Source organism: Radiobacillus kanasensis (genome assembly GCF_021049245.1).
GTDB classification, from domain to species: Bacteria; Bacillota; Bacilli; order Bacillales; family Amphibacillaceae; genus Radiobacillus; species Radiobacillus kanasensis.
Genome location: NZ_CP088020.1, coordinates 2,939,280 through 2,959,153, shown reverse-complemented (window position 1 = coordinate 2,959,153; position 19,874 = coordinate 2,939,280). Strand labels below are relative to the sequence as shown.

Here is a 19,874-nt window from a genome sequence, read left to right as displayed (position 1 = left end):
TTTTGTGTTTCAGAACCAATGGCATTTATGTTTAGCATTTTTTCGAGTCGGAATCCTCGGCTATGGTGGAGGACCATCGTCGATTCCACTCGTTCAAAAAGAAGTGGTCGACACCTATAAGTGGATGGATGAAGAAGAATTTACGAACCTTTTGGCAGTTGCCAATGCATTACCAGGTCCGATTGGAACGAAAATGGCTGGTTATATTGGGTATCGTGTAGGGGGCTTTATCGGGTTATGCAATGCCGTTATCTCCACTATTTTACCGACGATTGTAGCCATGATTATTCTCCTTACTTTCCTTTCATCCATGAGTGAAAAGCCGTGGGTGCAAGGAATGACCAAAGCTGTCGTACCGGTAGTTGGTGTGATGCTGTTTGTCTTAACCATTGATTTTTTGAAAAAAGCGAAATCAGGACTGGGGTGGTCTATAACAGTTGGATTGTTTATCGTTTCCTTCCTATTTGTAGAAGTAGCGGGTCTTCATCCTGCCATATTGATTGGACTTCTCATACTGGCTGCTCTTTTTAGTAAAAATCGGGAAAAGGAAAGGGAGCGAGCCTCATGATTAAATACTGGCACATCTTTTTAGCCTTTTTTATCCCTGGAATTGTCGGGTACGGTGGTGGACCAGCTTCGATTCCTCTTGTTGAGAAAGAGGTAGTGGATCGATATCACTGGCTCACCGTTTCAGATTTTAGTGAAATGCTCGCAATGGGTAACGCACTGCCTGGACCTATCGCGACGAAAATGGCTGGCTTTATCGGATTTGAGCAAGGAGGAATCCTTGGTGCATGGATTGCGGTATTTGCTACGGTTGCACCATCCCTGATATTGATGGTTATTTTGTTAAGTATTTTGCAAAAGCATAAGCAATCCCCAAAGGTTAAAAAAATGACCGCTCTCATTCGACCAACGATCGCTTTATTACTAGGTGCGATGGCAGTAAGCTTTTTTCAAACTTCCTATGAAGGAATTGGCGTGTGGCAGTCCGTCGGATTAATCGTAGTTAGTTATCTTTTGTTAGAAAGAATAAAACTTCATCCGGCCTTTGTTATCCTAATGGCATTGGGGTATGGGGCTCTGTTTTTATCTTAAGTGAGGCACTCTATGATTGGGGTGTCTTATTTTTGGGTTGCAGGAAATTACAAAATTGGCTTGGTGAGGATAACATATATCAACAGCCACGTCCAGCTCCAGCGCCCAGCGCCTAGCGAGACTTCCCTCACCTACGTACGATAAGTCAAGCATCGATTCGCGAGGAAGGAAGGCCAACTAAACCCGGGCTTTGCGCCCAACGTTGGCATACCCCTTTGAAGGGGCATGTTTCCTTTATCTCCTACGGCGCAGTCCGTACGTCGCTAAACGGGCGCCCCGCGCTTTTGTTCTTTTCAATTATTGCATTTCCCGCTAGAATATAACAAAGAGAAGGAAGAAATGAGGGGATCCCTTGAGCAGACGTCAGAAACAAATTCTCTTAGTTGTGGGAGTGCTCTTTTTTTTCGTGAGTTTAACAGCCATGCTTATCTATGGCAAAAAAACCTTTTACGTAGAAGACCATCCTACAGCTCAGCAATCCTATGATTATCATTTTGCCCTTATTACAGAAGAGGTAGGGAATGCCTATTGGCGTCTTATCGAAAATGGAGCAAAAGAAGCTGCAAAAAATGAAAACGTTTACCTGGAGTACATTGGGCCAAGTAAGTCTGACTTAGAAGAAAAACTACAAACATTAGATCGAATGATTTCAGCTAAAGTGGATGGCATTATTATACAAGGCTTGCCAGGACAAAGGTTTCTTGATTTAGTCCATAAAGCAAGAGAAAACCGAATTCCCGTTATTACAGTAGACACGGATGTACCGAAAAGTGAGCGGCAAGTATACGTGGGAACTAATAATTACGAGGCGGGATTTTTAGCAGGACAAGCCTTAATTGTCGATACAAAGGGAGAACAACATGTTGGTGTTATTATGGGAAGCTTTTCTGCTCTCAATCAGCAGGAACGGTTAGATGGATTTATGGATGCTATCTCCAATTCTTCTAGAATTAAAGTGGTCGATCGAATGGAATCCAATATAACAGAGATTGGTGCTGCGCAAGCAACCTATTCTTTACTAAAGGAACATCCGGAAACAACCGCTTTGTTTGGAACAAGTGCACTAGATGGGGTAGGGATGGTTCAAGGTGTGGAAGAAATGAATCCTTCCCAAGATATATACATTGCAGCTTTTGATATTTTACCAGAGACCCTTTCCTTAATCGAGAATGGGGACATCGATGTTACGGTTTCGCAATATCCGAAGGAGATGGGAAAGGTTGCGGTGGAACAAATGTTAAAAATTCAGCGAGATGAAACCGTGAATCCCTTTCAATTCACACTTACCAAAGTAATTCGGAAAGATGATGTGACAAATGGTGAATTAATTGGAAACGGAGATGCACCATGAAAACGATACGAGGAAAATTAATCATTTACTTTTTCGTCTTCGTCGTATTATTTAACGTAGTTTCGATTTCCATCTATGTTAGCTCGAAACAGCTAACGGGAGAATATCATGCGAGCTTTGAGCGATTTGTGACCTTAAACTCCATTTCCCAGATCTCCAACAAGCTCTATCAAAACGTGAAAACATATGTAATGGAGCCAAGTGAGGAGAACTTGGACGCCTACTATACTTCTCTAAATCAGTTAGAAGAGGAAGAAAACCAGCTAATGAGCTCCCGAACGTTTGAAGAGTCCATGCAAATAAAAAACTATACGAATTTAATAGATTCCTTAATTCATGAAAGTGAAATTACGGTCGGATTTGTTTTAAGGGACGATATTGAGCGTTACACGGCTCATCTAAAAGAAACCCAAAGTGCAGCTACCTATATCCAAGAAACAACACTACATCTAATCGATTTAGAGTTAAATGAGTATCAGGTGTTGTACGAAGATTTACAAGAAAGAAACAGCTCCTTCCAATGGTTTATTTTCTTCTTATTCTCGACAACGGTGATGCTGGCCATAGGGTTCTCCCTTTGGTTTTCCTATGGAATAACGAAACCAATTCAAGCTTTATCAAAAGCCGCCAAGCAAGTATCAAGTGGTCAGATATCCGGTGAACCAGTAGTAATTGATTCCAATGATGAATTGAAGCTCTTAGGGGATTCCTTTAATCAGATGCGGACGAATATTCATGAACTGATTGAAGAGATTAAACAAAAGTCGGAGCAAGAAAAACTGATGAAGGAGCTAGAGCTCAAGCACCTGCAAAATCAAATTAACCCGCATTTCTTATTTAATACACTGAATACGATTTCTAAGCTGGCGTATTTAGAGAATGCGAAATCAACCTCTAATTTAATCGATTCGGTAGCTACCTTATTACGCTACAGTCTGGGAGATCTCAAAAAATCAATCTCGCTAAAAGATGAATTACAGGTTATTGAGGAATATTTAAGTATTCAAAAGACTAGATTTCTAGAAAGAATTCAGTACAAAATGGACATTCAGAGTGAACACCTAGACATTCCTATTCCCCGTCTTACGATTCAACCGATTGTAGAGAATGCTTTTATTCACGGAATCGAAGCGAAAGAGGATGGAGGAAAGATTCTTATCCGAATCTATGATCAGGATGAATACACAATGGTAGAAATAGAGGATGATGGAATTGGGATGGACGAAAAAACGATCTTACGTCTTTTAGATACAACCGCAGATTCTGAGGAACATATTGGACATTCAACAGGAATCGGAATGACGAATGTTATTCGCAGGCTTCAGCTATTCTATCAAACAGAACATGTATTGGAGATAGATTCAGAGGTAGATAGAGGAACAATTATTAGGCTTGTGTTGCCCAATCAATGGAAACGAACAGAATAGAGGTGGTTCTATGAAAATAATTATTGCAGAGGATGAGTTGCTAGAACGTAAAGCCATGCGTAAGTTTTTAGAGGAGAACTTTCAACAAATGGAAGTGATTGGAGAAGCAGCAAATGGCCGTAAAGCGATTGAGTTAGCAGAGAGCTTACGTCCGGATGTGATTCTCATGGACATTAAAATGCCGGGCATTAATGGCCTCGAAGCGATTGAAATCATCCACCAATTCCAGCCTTCCATTAAATTCGTGCTCGTATCTGCCTACGATTCATTTGAGTATGCCAAACAAGCGATGAAATTTGGCGTAAAAGAATATATTTTGAAACCTAGTAAAAAAGAAGAGACTATCAAAGCAATGCTTCGTGTTCAAAAGGAGCTAGAGGAAGAAAAGAAAGGAATAGAGGAAAAAGAACATACCGGAGCCATAGCTAAAAAACATTTGCTATCTAAGTTGATGAAATACGAGCAAGGGGAAGAGATAGAAAAGCTTCAACATGCTTTGTTTCCAAACATGATATATGGCTGTTTTATGACCATAAAAGATGCAGAACAACCTATATCACTTAATGTAGAAGCTGTCATCGAAGAGATAGTAGACGATACGTATATTTTGGACTGGCAAGCGGACCAAATGATTGTGCTTCTAATGCGTTCAGAAAAATTTGATCGTGCAGGTCTGCTGAAAAAAGCAAGACTCTTGCAAATGAAGCTTGGGAGAACGGTTTACATCGGGGTTGGACACCCAACTAGATTAACCGAGGTTGCCAACTCCTACCATCAATCGTTATCTTCCTTGGAGCATTTAATGAAAGTTAAACATAGTAATTACGGGTTCCCTGTAGAGGAAGACAGTCCAAGCGGAAATAATCTAGTTCCATTACTTAACGAGATTCAAGCAGGGAATGAGATGGGAGCCTTACATCAGCTTAATCCATTACTTAGTGAACCAAATCGCAAACAGCAAATCCTTGTGCTTCAAGAACTCTATTACAAGATTAAGCAACTACTAGAATCTAAGCAAATCAAACCGTGGAATAAATCGATTGATGAACTTAAATCCAACCAGGATTGGATTCAATATGTTCGATTAATCTGTTTGCATATTCAACAACACTATCAGTCCAAACATAAGATCGAACGGGCTAAAGCGTATATTCAGGAGAACTATGCCCATAGTATTTCACTCGAAGAGGTTGCGGACCTTTGCGAACTAAGCTCTAACTATTTATCGAATCTATTTAAAGAAACAACAGGAGAAACCTTCATCGATTATGTGACCAATGTGAGACTCAAAGAAGCTTCCCAATTACTAGAGGAAACCGACCTTAGTTTAAAGGAGATTAGTTTTATGGTTGGCTATAAGGATCCGAACTATTTTAGTCGTGTTTTTAAAAAGTATTTTCAGTTATCTCCGAAGCAGTATCAACAGAAGTTATTAAAAAAGTGAAGATTTTCTTAAAAAAGTGAAGAAATTGAGAGTCGGATAAGCTACTAGCATTCTTTATAATCAAATTGAAAGCGTTATCAGAAAGGGTTTTCAGAAATCAAAAGGGGGCTTTATAAATGAAAAAACTGTTAGGTTTCTTTTCATTGTTAGCTATGGTGCTTGTCATCGCTGCATGTAGTAACAGTTCTTCGGGAGATGGCGGAGACAGTGCAGAAGGTTCTGACGGCGGCGATAGCTCAAGTGAATCAGGAGGAAAAGTAGAAATCTTTAGCTGGTGGACTGGTGCCGGTGAAGAAGATGGACTACTCGCATTAATTGACTTATTTAAAGAAAAACACCCAGATATCGAAATTGAAAATGCGGCTGTAGCTGGCGGTGCTGGTACAAACGCAAAAGCTGTTTTGGCGACTAGAATGCAAGGGGACGATCCACCATCCACGTTCCAAGTACACGGTGGTGCGGAACTTAACGAAGGTTGGGTTGCGGCAGGTAAGATGGAACCACTGAACGATTTCTTTGAAGAACAAGGCTGGATGGATAAATTCCCACAAGACTTAATTGATCTAGTAAGTAAGGATGGAAATATCTACTCTGTACCTGTAAATATTCACCGTGGTAACGTTCTTTTCTATAACAAACACGTATTTGAAGAACATGGAATTGAAGTTCCACAAACTTTTGATGAGTTCTTTGCTGCTGCTGATAAATTAAAAGAAGCAGGCGTTACTCCACTTGCGTTAGGAGATAAAGAACCTTGGACTGCAACACAAATCTTTGAAAATATCTTACTTGGTGTACTTGGACCAGAAGATTATCGCGGACTATGGAATGGCGATGTTAGCTTCGATGATGAAAGAGTAGTAGAAGCTGCGGAACTATTCAAAAAGACATTGTCTTACGTGAACGAAGACCATGCTTCTCGTAACTGGCAAGATGCTGCTCAATTAGTCGGTGATGGCGAAGCTGCTATGATCAACATGGGAGATTGGGCGAAAGGCTACTTCTCTAATGATTTAAACCTTGAGACAAATGTAGACTTTGGCTATACAACGAACCCTGAGACGGATGGAGAGTTCATGGTTATCACAGATACATTCGGTTTATCGAAAGGAATTGAAAATCCAGAAGATGTGAAACAATTCCTATCTGTATTAGGTTCTGTGGAAGGTCAAGATGCATTTAACCCGCTAAAAGGGTCTATCCCAGCTCGTGTTGATGCAGATCCTTCTAAGTACGACCAATATGGAAAAGATACAATGGCAGATTTCAAAGAAGCACAGCTTACACCAAGCTTAGCGCACGGTTCTGCTGCGGCAGCTGGTTTCTTAACAAAAGTAAACCAAGCGGTAAACATTTTTGTTACACAGCTTGACGTTGATAAGTTGATTGAGTCTTTAAAGCAAGCTTCAACTGAACTATAAAAAGGATGTAAGACAAAGAATCTCGGGGGATTCTTTTGAGTAGGGAACCCCGTATCATCAATGGGTGATACGGGGTTCTATCATTAAATAAGAAAAATACCTCTTACGATTGGAGGATACACACATGCAAGAGGAAATTGCGACACAGAGGAATACGAATAAACCTTTACAACTAAATAAAAAGAAGAAAAAAGTAACGAAAGATCAATGGATTGCAATTAGTTTTCTAGCTCCGTCCTTTATCCTTGTTCTCATATTCGTATATGGATTTATTGGCTGGACAGGATGGGTATCACTCAGTAATTGGAACAGTCTAGTACCTGATATGTCATTTGCCGGGTTGAAAAACTACATCTTTCTGTTCCAAGACTTTCGTTTCCAAGCAGATTTAAGAAATACGATCTTTTTCACCCTATTTTTTATCGGTTTGGTTATTGTAATGGGATTAGGTCTTTCCATCTTAATTGATCAGAAAACAAAAGGGGAGTCGTTTTTCCGTAATATCTTTTTATTCCCAATGGCCTTATCCTTTGTTGTAACAGGGGTTGTATGGCAATGGTTGCTCAATCCATCTACAGGGTTTAACCAATTCTTAAAAGTGTTTGGTATTCAGCCAAAGTGGTACACGGATACGAACATTTTGGCTGGATTTGAGTGGGGGAGTATTGAGTTTGGTTTACCAGTTGCTATTTTAGCGGTTGTTATTGCTGCGGTTTGGCAAATGACAGGATTCTCCTTGGCGATGTATTTGGCAGGATTACGTGGCATACCAGAAGAGCTAAGAGAAGCGGCGCGAATAGACGGTGCCACAGAGTTTCAAATTTATTGGAAGGTCATTTTACCAATGCTAATGCCGATTACGGTAAGTGTTGTCATTATCATGGCTCATATATCATTGAAAATTTTTGATTTGATTTATGCGATGTCTGGATCTGGTGCAAACTTTGTTACAGATGTTCCAGGGGTGTACATGTTCGAAGCTACTTTCCGTGGTCAGTACTATGCCAACGGTGCCGCCATTGCGATTATTATGCTGATTCTAGTAGCGGTGTTCATAGTGCCATACTTACTAACAAATAGAAGGAGTGATAGCTAATGGCGGTAAACATCTGGAAGCCGATTAAATACTCGATTTTAATTATCATGGCCATTCTCTTTCTAGCTCCTGTCTATGTTATTCTAGTAACAAGTGTAAAGCCATTAGACGAGGTTTCTTTAGAAGCAATGTGGGCAATCCCAACGTCGATTGACTTTAGTAGTTATGTAGAGGCATTTACTGAACTAGCTCCAAACTTTATGAACAGTGTGTACCTTGTTATACCTGCAACCCTTTTGTCTGCACTACTCGGAGCAATGAACGGATATGTCCTATCAAAATGGAAGTTTAAAGGATCTGAGATTCTGTTTACGGTTATCCTTTTCGGTATGTTCATTCCGTATCAAAGTATTCTGATTCCATTAATTCAATTTTTACGTAATATCGAGCTTTATAACACGATACCTGGATTAATTTTAACCCATGTGGTGTATGGGTTGCCGATTACGACGCTAATGTTCCGGAATTTTTATGCAAACATACCAGATACGATGATTGAAGCGGCGAAAATTGATGGGGCCAACTTCTTAGGTATTTTCCGTCATATCATTATTCCATTGTCCATTACAGGATTTGTAGTGGTAGCAATCTGGCAGTTTACGAACATTTGGAACGAGTTTTTATTTGCCGTAACTATAACGACATCGGATAGTCAGCCAATCATGGTAGCCTTACAAAACCTATCTGGAAGTCAAATCGTCCAATGGAATGTACAAATGGCAGGGGCGCTTCTCGCTGCATTACCAACGTTACTTGTTTACATTTTCTTAGGGAAATTCTTCGTTCGAGGATTGCTCGCAGGCTCTGTAAAAGGCTAATGGTTAGATTCGTAGTAAGGTAGGAGGTCATGGAAATGATTAGATGGGGTATTTTAAGTACAGCTAAAATCGGGAGGCAACAAGTGATTCCGGCCATCCAACGTGCCGATAATGGATCCGTGGAAGCCATCGCTAGTCGTGGGGACAAAGCAAAGGAAGTGGCAGAAGAATTAGGTATTCCAAAAGCTTACACAAGCTATGAAGCATTGCTCGAGGACCCAGAAATTGATGCGGTATATATTCCCCTTCCAAATGGGTTGCATAAGGAATGGGTGAGGAAAGCAGCCGAACATGGAAAGCATGTTCTATGTGAAAAACCAGCAGCACTGGATTCTAAAGAGTTAGAAGAGATGCTAAGAGCTTGCGAGGAAAACAATGTCCTTTTCATGGAAGCGTTCATGTATCAATTCCATCCACAGCACAATCAAGTGAAGCAGCTAATCAAGGATGGAGAAATTGGAGAAGTTACCCTTATGAGGGCAAAATTCTCCTTTCTTCTCAAGGATGATACGAACATTCGCCTTGATGCCAAGCTCGGTGGTGGAGCGCTTTATGATGTTGGGTGTTATGGGATTCACTCTATCTGTCACATTTTAGAAGCACAGCCTACTTCTGTAGCAACTGCTGCAAAGTTTTCCGATACAGGAGTGGACACCACTCTAACGGGTGTGCTTACATTTGGAGATGGACGACTAGCGAACTTTGATTGTAGCTTTGATACGTATCCACGCTGTGGCTATGAAGTAGTTGGATCGAAAGGGTCCATCGAAGTACTAAATGCATATCGACCAGATTTAAATCCAAATGGTCAAGGGATTATTAAGGTAACGAAAGATTCTGGGGAGACTAGTGACTACCAAATCGAAGGAGATCAATATCGATTACAGGTCGAGCACTTCGCGGATTCGATTCTTCAACAAAAGGAACCAACTTACGGAAAAGAGCAGGTACGAAACCATTTTGCCGTACTAGATGCTTGTTACCAATCTGCTAGAACGGGTGAAACGGTAAAGCTTTGAATACAAAAAAGGGAGTGATCATGTGGATTCACTCCCTTTCTTTATTATTGGATAGCTTGAAAGATTTCTACTGCTCTATCTACGACGAAATGACTACCGCCTAATTCTTCTGTATGTTCAACCATCATTGACAGAATGAGGTCTTCTGATTCTGGATAAACGACAAACCAGCCATTTTCTTGTCCGGATTCTTCCCCGGCTTTTTTCAGTTCCGCAGTTCCTGTTTTTCCAGCTAGATTAAAATTTCCAACATCCGCAGCATGTGCGGTACCATTGGATGCTGTAACGACCTTACGTAAATCATCCTTTAAGATAGAAATCGTATCAGAGGATACCACTTCTTTTTTCCAAACTTCACTTTTTGTTTCACTAGTTTCTAAAATAGGTTTAATGATATTGCCATCATTCAGAAGCGACGTATAGGTGGTTGCTAAATGTAGTGCACTCATTTGCAGTTGTCCTTGCCCATAGCTTGTGTCTGCCAACAAAACTTCTGAATCTAACTTTCCATCCTCCGAAACAGTGGACTTTTCAATCGGATAAGTAAATGAAAAATCTTCTCCAACCCCGAATGATTGAAGGCCATCTACTAACGTTTTGCCACCCATTTTTAATCCTTGCATGGCAAAATAAATATTATCGGATCGTATAAGAGCATCTTCTAAATCGACGGGTCCATTTGAAGTAGACACTCGTGTTACTTTATAATTCCCCCACGATTCATCCTTTTGCCAATCGAGTCCATTTATCTCGAATCCTTCATCAGGGTCAAGTGTGCCTGCTTTTAGTCCAATGGCAGCGGTGATTGGTTTAATAGCAGAACCAGGTGCAAAGGTAGCAGCAAAACGATTCAACAATGGCGATTGTGGATCATTTTGTAACGTATCCCAATCTTTTTGGCTAATACCATATGCTAACTGATTTGGATCAAAGGCAGGGCTACTTACTAATGCCAATGTTTCTCCTGTTTTAGGATTAATGGCTGCAGCTGTTCCGGATTTATCCTGATAGGACGTAAATATTTCCTTTTGAAGCTCTGCATCAATGGTTAATTGAATATTTTCTCCGTGTTTCACTTGTTTTTCTGCAAGCACGACATCTTCTTTTCCTTCTTGCTGAATAAGGATTTTAACTCCAGCTTCTCCTTTTAGTCGATTCTCGAAAAGCTGTTCCAGTCCTCGTTTTCCAATCATATCGTTAGCGCTATAAAGGGAACTATCCACTTCTTCCAGCTCTTCTGCTGTGATTTTTCCAATATAACCGGTTAAATGAGCCGTTGCTTTCCCGTACGGATACATTCTACCGGTCGTATCTCGTTTAATCACAGGCTCTAATGCGAATAATTTTTCAAGAAGCTCTTTGTTGGTTGTTGGAACCTTTTTGAGTGGAACGAACAGGTTTTGCTCAACCCAATCCGTATTCAACGCTTGATCAATGGCTTCTACATCCATACCTAATAATTCAGCAAGCTTCTTTTTCGTTTCTTCTGGATTGTCACCAAATTTTTCTGGAACAACGCCGATTTCATAAATAACTTCGTTAACAGCTAATCCACTTTGATTTCGGTCAAAAATTTCTCCACGATGTGGTTTTTCCGTTTCGAAGGCGATTTCACCACCATCCTTTAATTGCGGGAAAATGAAGCCTGGATCCCATTGCAGTACCCAGTTTATTTCTTCATCCTTATTTTCTGTCTTGACCCAGGTCGCTTCATAATCGAAGGAGATTGGACCAGCAACAGAATCCATACTTACCGAGAACGGCAAGGTGACCTTTTCACGGTCTTTGTCTTCTTTTTCCGAATCAGGTTTTTTATACTTCACTTCCAAATTTTGGACCCCAAGGTCTCCGTAGATTTTTTTGTAGCGATCTACGACTTGATCCGTCGGAAAGGATGATTGTGCTTCTTTTGAAAGCATGTCATACATGTTCGAGTACTTTTGATCATTCCATTCCGAGACAAATTGCTTCATCTTTTCTTCTGGAGTTACTTCATCTTTGGAACATCCAATTATAAGGAACATCATGATGATAAGTACAAAAATAGCCCAACTTTTTTTCATGTGTGTTACCTCCTATGTATATCAAATCATATTATTGTATTAGAGGATGTTCAAAAAGTCCGGTAAAAATCGCTTTGAACTTCTGCGTTGGCTTGCTTCTCAAAAACCGGTGCACCTGCGTCTTATAGCACTTTCGAGGAAGTGAAATTCCTCAGTGCAAGGCAGCAAGGAAGTTACTTCGCAGTAGTGGCCTTCCTCATGTATTTACAGTCATACATTCCGGTACTCGAAGCAGCGCCGCCTTGAATTTCTTTGCGCTTTTTATCCTCCTTTTGAACACACTTTTAGACGAGCAAGGTAGATATTATAAAATATCCATGTTCATTATATCAGAAAAATGTTAGAATCTGGATGGGCGATTTGGTTTCTTGCCTCTTTTTTTGTATATTGTTTTAATTTGTAAGAATTACTTTAGTAAGAATTGGGAGTACCGTTATGAAAAAATACTTGACTTGGTTGTTACCAATTAGTGTAATGGCAATTATTTTTTATTCGTCTCATCAGCCCTATGAGGACCAGGATATTAAACCGTTATTAGGGGAGTGGTTGGATTTTTCCTTTCTTATTCCTTTCGTTGATGAGATATCTTTTGTTTATCACCACTCTGAAGTAAGTACAGCGGCATTAGGTATTCATGGATTTATCGAATTTTTCATTCGAAAAGGAGCCCATGTAACGATTTTCTGCTTACTCATGCTTGCTTTTTATATAGCACTTTCGAAAACGTATCGGACAAGCTACTGGCTTCCATTGTTTTTAACGGTGATATACGCAATTTCAGATGAATTCCATCAGAGTTTAACCCCAAACCGAACGCCCTATGTAGGGGATGTTATATTAGATACCATCGGAACTAGTATAGGGGTTTTGCTTATCTCCATGGTTCGTAAACGAAAACGAAGCAAACTTTTTTGAAGGAACGGATAAGGGTTTTAAATCATAAGGTAAAGCAAGCAGGAGCTTTGAAACTAACCGAGGTGATTCCATGAGTGAACAGGAGATCTTAAAGCAAGTTCTATCTGATTTAAGGGAACAGACCGAAAGCTCTAAGATACAAAACACGAGGGAGTTCATTGAAAAGTTTATTCACAAAATACATCAATATGAACAATGGGAATGAAAAAAAGCGTTGGAGACAACGCTTTTTTTGTGTTGAGAAACTACAGATAAAGTAGTTTTTTGTTGCTACCTTGGCAAATGCAATTTAAATTTATACCGATCTGCGCGATAAGCCGATTTTACATATTCAAATGGTTTATCGTTGGACAAGTGTGTAATTCGTTTCATGAGTAAGATGGGATCGCCATCCTTGATTTGCAGGTGTTCCATTTCAAACGTATTGGCTAGAGCAGACTCTAGTTCTTGATCAGCATGACCGATCTGGAGTCCTTTCTTTTTCTCCATAAATTCATAGAAAGATCCCGCGTAATCTTCCTTCGTTAAGGATCCGACAATCGATTTCGGAGTATAAATGGCTTCCACTGCTACAGGCTCATTATTGGCTAACCGAATTCTTTGAATAAGGTACACTTTATCTCCATCAGAAATGTGTAGCTTATGGGCAATGTCAGGTGGTGCCACAATCTCCTCAAAAGTTATAAGCTTACTAGAAGGAGTTAAGCCTCTTGCCTTCATATCCTCACTAAAACTCGTTAACCCTTGAAGATTTTGCTCGAATTTTCTCTCGGCTACAAAAGTTCCTTTTCCTTTTTGGCGATATAATAACCCTTCAGAAGCTAAATTATTTATGGCCTGCCTTACGGTCATTCGACTAATTCCGTGTAGCTCTGCATATTCTCGTTCTGATGGCAGCAATTCACCAGGTTTTAATTGTTCCGATTGAATTAATTGTCTTATTTCTTCCTCAAGTTGGTAATAAATAGGTAGAGGAGAGTTTTTATTTAGCATATATGTTACTCCCTTCATGACACCGTTCTTGTTCGTATTTATTATAGACTAGTTTAAACAAATTTTAACAAATTTTTGTCATCCTGTATATACCTATACTAATGTATAGACAACTATATATTTATGTGATACTTTAAGGATGTCAGATGGTAAAGAGAGGAGTTTTTATCTATGAGTACGGAAACGACTTGGATAAAAAATGTTGATATATATATAGAAACTAAAATTATAGAACGTGGATCCATCATCATTCGTGACGGTAAGATTAAGCAGATTTTAACAGAGGGTGCTTCGCCTTCCGATTCTGTCGATACCATCGTGGACGGGAAAGGACGTAACCTTATTCCCGGTTTTATCGATGGACATATTCACGGGGCAAATGGGGCCGACGTGATGGATGCAACAGAAGAAGCGTTGGATACCATGGCACAAGTTCTACCAGCGGAAGGAACGACTAGTTTTTTAGCCACAACCATGACGCAATCGAGAGCAAACATTGATCAAGCACTTGAAAATATCGGCATGTATGCCAATAAACCTGGTTACGCAGAAGTGATCGGCGTCCATCTAGAAGGGCCATTTATTAATATAGAAAAATCAGGTGCTCAGCCAGTGAATCACATATTGAAGCCAAATATTGAACAGTTTGCGGAATGGCAACGCTTGTCTGGGGACAAAATTAAGACGATTACGCTTGCACCAGAATGTGACGAAGATCATGCACTGATCCATTACCTAGCGGAAAAAGGTGTCAATATTTCTGCTGGACATACGAGTGCTGGTTTTCAAGAAATGCAAAAGGCAGTAGAGCATGGTGTCAGTCAGGTTACACACCTCGCAAATGCGATGACAGGCTTACATCATCGGGATGTTGGAGTAGTAGGTGCTGCTTTTCTATTGGAAGAGCTACGTGCAGAATTAATTGCGGATGGCATTCACATCTCACCAGAGATGATTGACATTTTTTATCGAAACATCGGAAAAGAACGGTTAATGATTATTACAGATGCATTGCGCGCAAAATGCCTACAACCAGGTACGTATGATTTAGGTGGACAGTCTGTTACCGTGACGGATCAGCAAGCTACCCTCGAAAACGGCACCTTAGCAGGGAGTATTTTGAAATTGAGAGATGGTGCTAAAAATGTCATGCGCTACACGGGTGCTGCATTGCAGGATGTGATTGAAATGACGTCCGTCAATCCAGCCAAACAGATAGATGTGTTTGATCGAAAGGGAAGTATTGAGATTGGAAAAGATGCAGATGTTTTACTTGTAGATGATGAGCTCAACATTTATCGAACTTATTGTCGCGGAGTACTAAGCTATTCGGAGGGAAACGAACATGCAAATAACGGAAGTTAAAAATTATGACGAAATGAGTAAAAAAGCGAGCGAAATCATTATGAAGCGAATTCAGGACCTACCTAAACCGGTGCTTGGATTAGCAACTGGTTCGACGCCAGAGGGTATGTATAAAGAGCTCGTTCAAGTATATGTGGATGGCAAAATCTCATTTTCAAATACGACGACGTACAATTTAGATGAATATATCGGTTTACCAAGGGAAGATAAAAATAGTTATCGATTCTATATGAATGATCGGTTATTTAGCCATGTAGATATTTCTAAAGAACAAACGAATGTTCCAAATGGGATGGCAAAGGATTTGAAGGAAGAGTGTAACGATTACGAAGAAAGCATTAAAAAAAGTGGCGGAATTGACGTGCAAGTTTTAGGTATAGGTGTCAACGGGCACATCGGTTTTAACGAGCCAGGGACTTCTTTCCAAACTGCGACACATGTCGTGAACTTAGCTCCGTCTACGATTCAAGCCAATGCTCGCTTTTTCGAGTCAGAGAAAGATGTTCCAAAACAAGCGATAACGATGGGGATTCAATCCATCATGAAAAGCAAAGAGATTCTTTTGCTCATTTCTGGTGCTAAAAAAGCAGATGCTGTGTACCAGCTTCTTCACGGAGAAGTATCAGAAGTATTTCCAGCATCTATTTTGCAGCAGCACCCGAATGTCCATCTAATTGCGGATGAAGCAGCACTTTCTAAAGTGAAAGAAAATGGTATGCGAAGTCTCCGATAAGGGAGACTGCATACCATTGTTTTTTGTCGAGATTTCATTTCCCAGGAAATATCATGTCTATTAATCCTTACATATCGATTTCGAAGTAATCTTGTTTTCCTTTGGTAATCGTTGCTTGATCACTCGTTAAGTCTACGATCCAATCTTGAAAGGCCTGTTCCTTTTCAATCTCTGCAAACACGGATAGATGAACGTTTTCGAGATAATCAATCTTATCTAAGTGGTAGTCAGAGTTTCGTAGCTCGTTTTCTAATTTCCCGAGTAACGTGTAATCAATATTCACCGTGAATTGTTGCATTAATTGTCGTTTCACAATTCCAGTCGTTTCGATTGCTTGTGAGGTTGTGCTTGAATAAGCTCTAATGAGGCCGCCAGCCCCTAGTTTAATTCCTCCAAAATAGCGAGTAACCACAACAGCGGTATCCTTGAGTCCTTTTTTCTTCAATACATCTAAAATGGGAATCCCAGCTGTACCTGATGGTTCTCCATCATCATTGGCCTTTTGAATTAAATCATGCTCCCCAATCATATAGGCGGAGCAATTGTGCGTAGCATCTTGATGTTTCTTTTTTATCGTTCCAATAAATTCGATGGCTTCTTCTTCTGTTTCGACTCTTTTCACATGACCGATAAATCGAGACTTTTGAATCAATACTTCATCGGTTCCTTCTGATTTTACAGTTAAATAGCTATTCAACATATGGACGTTACCTCCTAACTTATATTATAAAGTAGTCGTGAATAAGGCCGCAACGGGTCTGGCTTGTTCCTTTTCCTTAAGCTATATAGTAAAATGAAAACTATATGAAAAAAGTTCACTCTAGTAAATAAGGAGTACCCCCATAAATGATGTAGGTCCATCGAATGATTATTTTGAAAAGATTGGTGGAGAACGTATGGCAAAATCAAAAGAAAAAACATTAGATTATATAATTGATGAAATGATAGATGCCGTTAGTAACAGTAAAGACGAAATCTTTTCAATTGGTGAAGACTCACGGAAAGAATATGAAAAATTAAAACATGAATTGGAAGAGACAAAACAGTCTGTACTAGAGATCATTACAGAAGGAGATGATCTTGAACAAAAGGTTCGTTTTTCAAGAGTTCGTCTTTCCGAGGTGAGCCAAAACTTTAATCAATACAATGAAGAACAAATTAGAGAAATCTATGACCAGACCCATAGACTTCAATCAGAACTCTCTATGAAAAGAGAGAAGGAGCGAAATCTCAGGGAAAGACGAGATGATTTAGAACGGCGCTTACTTAAATTAGAGCAAACGGTCGCTCGGGCAGAAGGTTTAGTTGGGAAAATTTCCGTTGTGTTAAATTACTTAAGTGATGACTTTAAACAAGTGGGAGACTTACTGCAAGAAGCTCATGAAAAACAAGAATTTGGCCTTCGAATTATCGAAGCACAGGAAGAAGAGCGAAGAAGACTATCAAGAGAAATGCATGATGGGCCCGCTCAAATGCTTGCCAATATATTACTCCGTTCTGAGCTAATTGACCGAACGTTCCGAGAAAGAAGTCCAGAGGAAGCACTTAAGGAAATTAAAGATATGAGACAAATGGTTCGCACATCTCTTCATGAAGTACGAAGAATCATTTATGACCTTCGTCCAATGGCCCTTGATGATTTAGGACTTATCCCTACAATGAAAAAATATTTAGCGAACATGTCTGAGTACAATAAAGTCGAGATTCAATTTACAACCCATGGAAAAGAACGTAGACTAAACTCGAAATATGAGGTAGCATTATTCCGACTCGTTCAAGAATCCGTTCAGAACGCTATCAAACACGCGGAAGCCTCTGCGATTCAAGTGAAGGTGGAAATAACGGAAAGTGCCATCCTTGTTGTGATAAAGGATGATGGAAAAGGCTTCGACCTTTCTCATAAGAAGGAAAATTCATTTGGGCTTGTCGGTATGAAGGAAAGAGTGGAAATGCTTGATGGACACCTAAGAATTACATCTAGGGTTGAACAAGGAACGACCATATTTATTCAAGTCCCTTTAAATGAGTCATGAAACATTGCTCATTGGGGGATCCATGAATAGAAATGGGAAATCTTCTGTAAGCTATCAAACTATTAAAATAAAAGACTACACAGAAAAATCTATCATGTATAATAGATAGAGACTGTTCCGCAAAACAAAGAGTAAAGGTTGTAGTGCTTACAAAATTATCAACCAGACCTAAGTCGTATTTTAAGGTATAGGAGGAACAAACAATGACAACCAATATCGTATTAATTGATGATCATAAGCTATTTAGAGAAGGGGTTAAAAGAATCTTAGAATTCGAACCTACCTTCGAAGTAGTCGCAGAAGGAAATGACGGTTCTTCAGCACTACAATTGGTCGAAGAATACAAACCAGATGTGGTATTAATGGATATTAACATGCCTAACATTAATGGAGTGGAAGCAACAACTGAGCTCATTAAGCATTACCCAGGTGTGAATGTCATCATTCTTTCGATTCATGATGATGAGAATTATGTGACCCATGCTCTAAAGTCTGGAGCTCAAGGATATCTATTGAAGGAAATGGATTCAAATGCGTTAATTGAAGCAATTAAAGTGGTTAGTGAAGGCGGATCCTATCTGCATCCGAAAGTAACCCATAATCTTGTACAAGAATATCGTCGTTTGTCTGAAGTAAACGTAAGTCAGCTTGCAGAAAAAATGACGGAATATCGCAAACCACTGCACTTGCTTACGAGAAGAGAATGCGAAGTACTTCAGCTATTAGCAGATGGGAAAAGTAACCGTGGCGTTGCTGAATCTTTGTATATCAGTGAAAAAACAGTGAAAAACCACGTGAGTAATATCTTGCAAAAAATGAGTGTGAATGACCGAACTCAAGCTGTGGTAACAGCAATCCGCAACGGTTGGGTAGAAGTCGTTTAATAGGCAAAGGACTATCACGAAAAATGTGGTAGTCCTTTTTGAATATTTATTTTTTACGAGAACTTTATATGGGATAAAGAAATTTGGTAAACCTGTACTTTTTCCTTTCCTTTCATGTAAAATATAGTAGGGAATACCACAGCCATTATATCTTTTTACTTTTAGGGTAAGCTACTAGGTATTACATAATGAGAAGAATGCAGGCTCCAGCTTAGCGATGTACGGACTAGACTGATCTGTTGATCTATCGTACGAAGGGGAGGAAAGTCTCACAAGTCACTGGGCGCTGGAGCTAGACATCCATTTATCCGAGGAGGGTAGTTTTAATGAGAATAGCCGTAATGACAGATAGTACTGCATATATACCAGCTGCTGTACGAGAAGCGAACGATATTCATATGGTTCCACTTAGCGTCGTGTTCGGGAATCATACCTATCAAGAAGAAGTGGATATCACAACCGAAGAGTTCTATAAAAAGGTGGAGCAATCGGATCAGCTTCCGAAAACAACACAACCCGCGATCGGACTTATCGTAGATAAATTGGAGCAGTTAGCAAAGGAATATGACGCCGTGATTTCCATTCATTTATCGAGTGGGATTAGTGGTACGTATCAAACTGTAGTGTCAGCTGGGAAAATGGTCGAAGGAATTAACGTTTATCCTTATGATTCCGAAATCAGTGCCATGGCTCAAGGCTTCTATGTATTAGAAGCAAGCCGATTGGCAACAGAAGGAGAGCTTTCTCCAGAAAAAATCATTGCAAGATTAGATGAGATGAAGCAATCTGTGCGCGCTTATTTCTTAGTAGATGATCTTAGCAATCTACATCGTGGAGGACGTTTAAATGGTGCGCAAGCTTTAATAGGTAGTGTACTTCAGGTAAAGCCTCTTCTACATTTTGTAGACAAGCAGATCGTACCATTTGAAAAGATTCGGACAAAGAAAAAAGCATTGAAAAGAATCTATGACCTATTTGAGGAAGATGCACAAAAAGGAAAGCTTATGAAGGCCTGTGTGATTCATGCTAACAGTCCTAAGGAAGCAGAGGAAATGAAAGTGGAATTAGAGCAATTATACAATCATGTTGATGTTTCCATTAGTTACTTTGGACCTGTTATCGGAACACATCTTGGTGAAGGCGCTCTTGGTCTTGCCTGGTACGTGGAGTAGGTGTCGAGATTTCGGCACCTTTCTTGAATAAAGGAGGGAATA

Annotated in this window: 18 protein-coding genes; 15 read left to right on the top strand and 3 right to left on the bottom strand. The window is 39.8% G+C overall.

Features of this window, described 5'->3' with window-relative positions:
• The first annotated feature begins 4 nt into the window (after positions 1 to 4).
• From KO561_RS15435 to KO561_RS15395, 9 genes are all read left to right on the top strand, one after another.
• The gene (locus tag KO561_RS15435; protein WP_231094161.1) at positions 5 to 568 is read left to right on the top strand and encodes a chromate transporter; all 564 of its coding nucleotides are present in this window, start codon (positions 5 to 7) and stop codon (positions 566 to 568) included.
• Positions 568 to 1,098, top strand: coding sequence for a chromate transporter (locus KO561_RS15430; protein ID WP_231097191.1), 531 nt, complete (start codon positions 568 to 570; stop codon positions 1,096 to 1,098). The genes KO561_RS15435 and KO561_RS15430 overlap by 1 nt, the downstream gene beginning before the upstream one ends.
• Before the next feature lie 352 nt (positions 1,099 to 1,450).
• Positions 1,451 to 2,449 (top strand): sugar-binding protein, encoded by a 999-nt coding sequence (locus KO561_RS15425; protein WP_231094160.1) that lies wholly within the window; start codon positions 1,451 to 1,453, stop codon positions 2,447 to 2,449.
• Entirely contained in the window at positions 2,446 to 3,876 is a 1,431-nt protein-coding gene (locus KO561_RS15420; protein WP_231094159.1) for a sensor histidine kinase, read from the top strand. The genes KO561_RS15425 and KO561_RS15420 overlap by 4 nt, the downstream gene beginning before the upstream one ends.
• A gap of 10 nt (positions 3,877 to 3,886) precedes the next feature.
• Positions 3,887 to 5,320 (top strand): response regulator transcription factor, encoded by a 1,434-nt coding sequence (locus KO561_RS15415; protein ID WP_231094158.1) that lies wholly within the window; start codon positions 3,887 to 3,889, stop codon positions 5,318 to 5,320.
• A gap of 116 nt (positions 5,321 to 5,436) precedes the next feature.
• Entirely contained in the window at positions 5,437 to 6,741 is a 1,305-nt protein-coding gene (locus KO561_RS15410; protein ID WP_231094157.1) for an ABC transporter substrate-binding protein, read from the top strand.
• A gap of 124 nt (positions 6,742 to 6,865) precedes the next feature.
• Positions 6,866 to 7,837, top strand: a complete 972-nt coding sequence (locus tag KO561_RS15405; RefSeq protein WP_231094156.1) for a carbohydrate ABC transporter permease — start codon at positions 6,866 to 6,868, stop codon at positions 7,835 to 7,837.
• On the top strand, positions 7,837 to 8,655 hold the full coding sequence (locus KO561_RS15400) for a carbohydrate ABC transporter permease (RefSeq protein WP_231094155.1): 819 nt from the start codon (positions 7,837 to 7,839) through the stop codon (positions 8,653 to 8,655). Before KO561_RS15405 ends, KO561_RS15400 begins: the two co-directional genes overlap by 1 nt.
• A 35-nt stretch (positions 8,656 to 8,690) precedes the next feature.
• Positions 8,691 to 9,674: a Gfo/Idh/MocA family protein gene (locus KO561_RS15395; RefSeq protein ID WP_331000797.1), complete on the top strand. Its 984-nt coding sequence runs from the start codon at positions 8,691 to 8,693 to the stop codon at positions 9,672 to 9,674.
• Positions 9,675 to 9,718: 44 nt separating this feature from the next.
• On the opposite strand, the gene KO561_RS15390 is transcribed toward KO561_RS15395, so the two are convergent.
• Positions 9,719 to 11,737: a penicillin-binding transpeptidase domain-containing protein gene (locus tag KO561_RS15390; protein WP_231094153.1), complete on the bottom strand. Its 2,019-nt coding sequence runs from the start codon at positions 11,735 to 11,737 to the stop codon at positions 9,719 to 9,721.
• A 435-nt stretch (positions 11,738 to 12,172) separates the two neighbouring features.
• Between KO561_RS15390 and KO561_RS15385 the strand changes: the two genes are divergently transcribed.
• Positions 12,173 to 12,652 carry a VanZ family protein gene (locus KO561_RS15385; protein ID WP_231094152.1) on the top strand — a complete coding sequence of 160 codons (480 nt, stop codon included), beginning with the start codon at positions 12,173 to 12,175 and terminating at the stop codon, positions 12,650 to 12,652.
• A gap of 270 nt (positions 12,653 to 12,922) precedes the next feature.
• Here the strand turns inward: KO561_RS15385 and KO561_RS15380 are convergent, their stop codons facing one another.
• Positions 12,923 to 13,645: a GntR family transcriptional regulator gene (locus KO561_RS15380; protein WP_231094151.1), complete on the bottom strand. Its 723-nt coding sequence runs from the start codon at positions 13,643 to 13,645 to the stop codon at positions 12,923 to 12,925.
• 171 nt (positions 13,646 to 13,816) lie between these two features.
• On the opposite strand from KO561_RS15380, the gene nagA reads away from it, so the two are divergent.
• Together nagA and nagB are read left to right on the top strand one after the other, a co-directional pair.
• The gene (gene nagA / locus KO561_RS15375) at positions 13,817 to 15,010 is read left to right on the top strand and encodes an N-acetylglucosamine-6-phosphate deacetylase (protein ID WP_231094150.1); all 1,194 of its coding nucleotides are present in this window, start codon (positions 13,817 to 13,819) and stop codon (positions 15,008 to 15,010) included.
• The gene (gene nagB, locus KO561_RS15370; protein WP_231094149.1) at positions 14,991 to 15,743 is read left to right on the top strand and encodes a glucosamine-6-phosphate deaminase; all 753 of its coding nucleotides are present in this window, start codon (positions 14,991 to 14,993) and stop codon (positions 15,741 to 15,743) included. Before nagA ends, nagB begins: the two co-directional genes overlap by 20 nt.
• A gap of 67 nt (positions 15,744 to 15,810) precedes the next feature.
• On the opposite strand, the gene KO561_RS15365 is transcribed toward nagB, so the two are convergent.
• Positions 15,811 to 16,443 carry a YigZ family protein gene (locus tag KO561_RS15365; protein ID WP_231094148.1) on the bottom strand — a complete coding sequence of 211 codons (633 nt, stop codon included), beginning with the start codon at positions 16,441 to 16,443 and terminating at the stop codon, positions 15,811 to 15,813.
• A 196-nt stretch (positions 16,444 to 16,639) separates the two neighbouring features.
• On the opposite strand from KO561_RS15365, the gene KO561_RS15360 reads away from it, so the two are divergent.
• From KO561_RS15360 to KO561_RS15350, 3 genes are all read left to right on the top strand, one after another.
• Positions 16,640 to 17,776, top strand: a complete 1,137-nt coding sequence (locus KO561_RS15360) for a sensor histidine kinase (protein ID WP_231094147.1) — start codon at positions 16,640 to 16,642, stop codon at positions 17,774 to 17,776.
• Positions 17,777 to 17,979: 203 nt separating this feature from the next.
• Positions 17,980 to 18,660 (top strand): response regulator transcription factor, encoded by a 681-nt coding sequence (locus KO561_RS15355; protein ID WP_231094146.1) that lies wholly within the window; start codon positions 17,980 to 17,982, stop codon positions 18,658 to 18,660.
• A 326-nt stretch (positions 18,661 to 18,986) separates the two neighbouring features.
• Positions 18,987 to 19,832: a DegV family protein gene (locus KO561_RS15350; RefSeq protein ID WP_231094145.1), complete on the top strand. Its 846-nt coding sequence runs from the start codon at positions 18,987 to 18,989 to the stop codon at positions 19,830 to 19,832.
• Positions 19,833 to 19,874: the final 42 nt, after the last annotated feature.

Bases quoted from the DNA above. Each gene is read 5' to 3' on its own strand.
- KO561_RS15420 (WP_231094159.1), top strand. From the start codon at position 2,446: ATGAAAACGATACGAGGAAAATTAATCATTTACTTTTTCGTCTTCGTC.
- KO561_RS15415 (WP_231094158.1), top strand. From the start codon at position 3,887: ATGAAAATAATTATTGCAGAGGATGAGTTGCTAGAACGTAAAGCCATG.
- KO561_RS15410 (WP_231094157.1), top strand. From the start codon at position 5,437: ATGAAAAAACTGTTAGGTTTCTTTTCATTGTTAGCTATGGTGCTTGTC.
- KO561_RS15405 (WP_231094156.1), top strand. From the start codon at position 6,866: ATGCAAGAGGAAATTGCGACACAGAGGAATACGAATAAACCTTTACAA.
- KO561_RS15400 (WP_231094155.1), top strand. From the start codon at position 7,837: ATGGCGGTAAACATCTGGAAGCCGATTAAATACTCGATTTTAATTATC.
- KO561_RS15395 (WP_331000797.1), top strand. From the start codon at position 8,691: ATGATTAGATGGGGTATTTTAAGTACAGCTAAAATCGGGAGGCAACAA.
- KO561_RS15390 (WP_231094153.1), bottom strand. From the start codon at position 11,737: ATGAAAAAAAGTTGGGCTATTTTTGTACTTATCATCATGATGTTCCTT.
- KO561_RS15385 (WP_231094152.1), top strand. From the start codon at position 12,173: ATGAAAAAATACTTGACTTGGTTGTTACCAATTAGTGTAATGGCAATT.
- KO561_RS15380 (WP_231094151.1), bottom strand. From the start codon at position 13,645: ATGCTAAATAAAAACTCTCCTCTACCTATTTATTACCAACTTGAGGAA.
- nagA (WP_231094150.1), top strand. From the start codon at position 13,817: ATGAGTACGGAAACGACTTGGATAAAAAATGTTGATATATATATAGAA.
- nagB (WP_231094149.1), top strand. From the start codon at position 14,991: ATGCAAATAACGGAAGTTAAAAATTATGACGAAATGAGTAAAAAAGCG.
- KO561_RS15365 (WP_231094148.1), bottom strand. From the start codon at position 16,443: ATGTTGAATAGCTATTTAACTGTAAAATCAGAAGGAACCGATGAAGTA.
- KO561_RS15360 (WP_231094147.1), top strand. From the start codon at position 16,640: ATGGCAAAATCAAAAGAAAAAACATTAGATTATATAATTGATGAAATG.
- KO561_RS15355 (WP_231094146.1), top strand. From the start codon at position 17,980: ATGACAACCAATATCGTATTAATTGATGATCATAAGCTATTTAGAGAA.
- KO561_RS15350 (WP_231094145.1), top strand. From the start codon at position 18,987: ATGAGAATAGCCGTAATGACAGATAGTACTGCATATATACCAGCTGCT.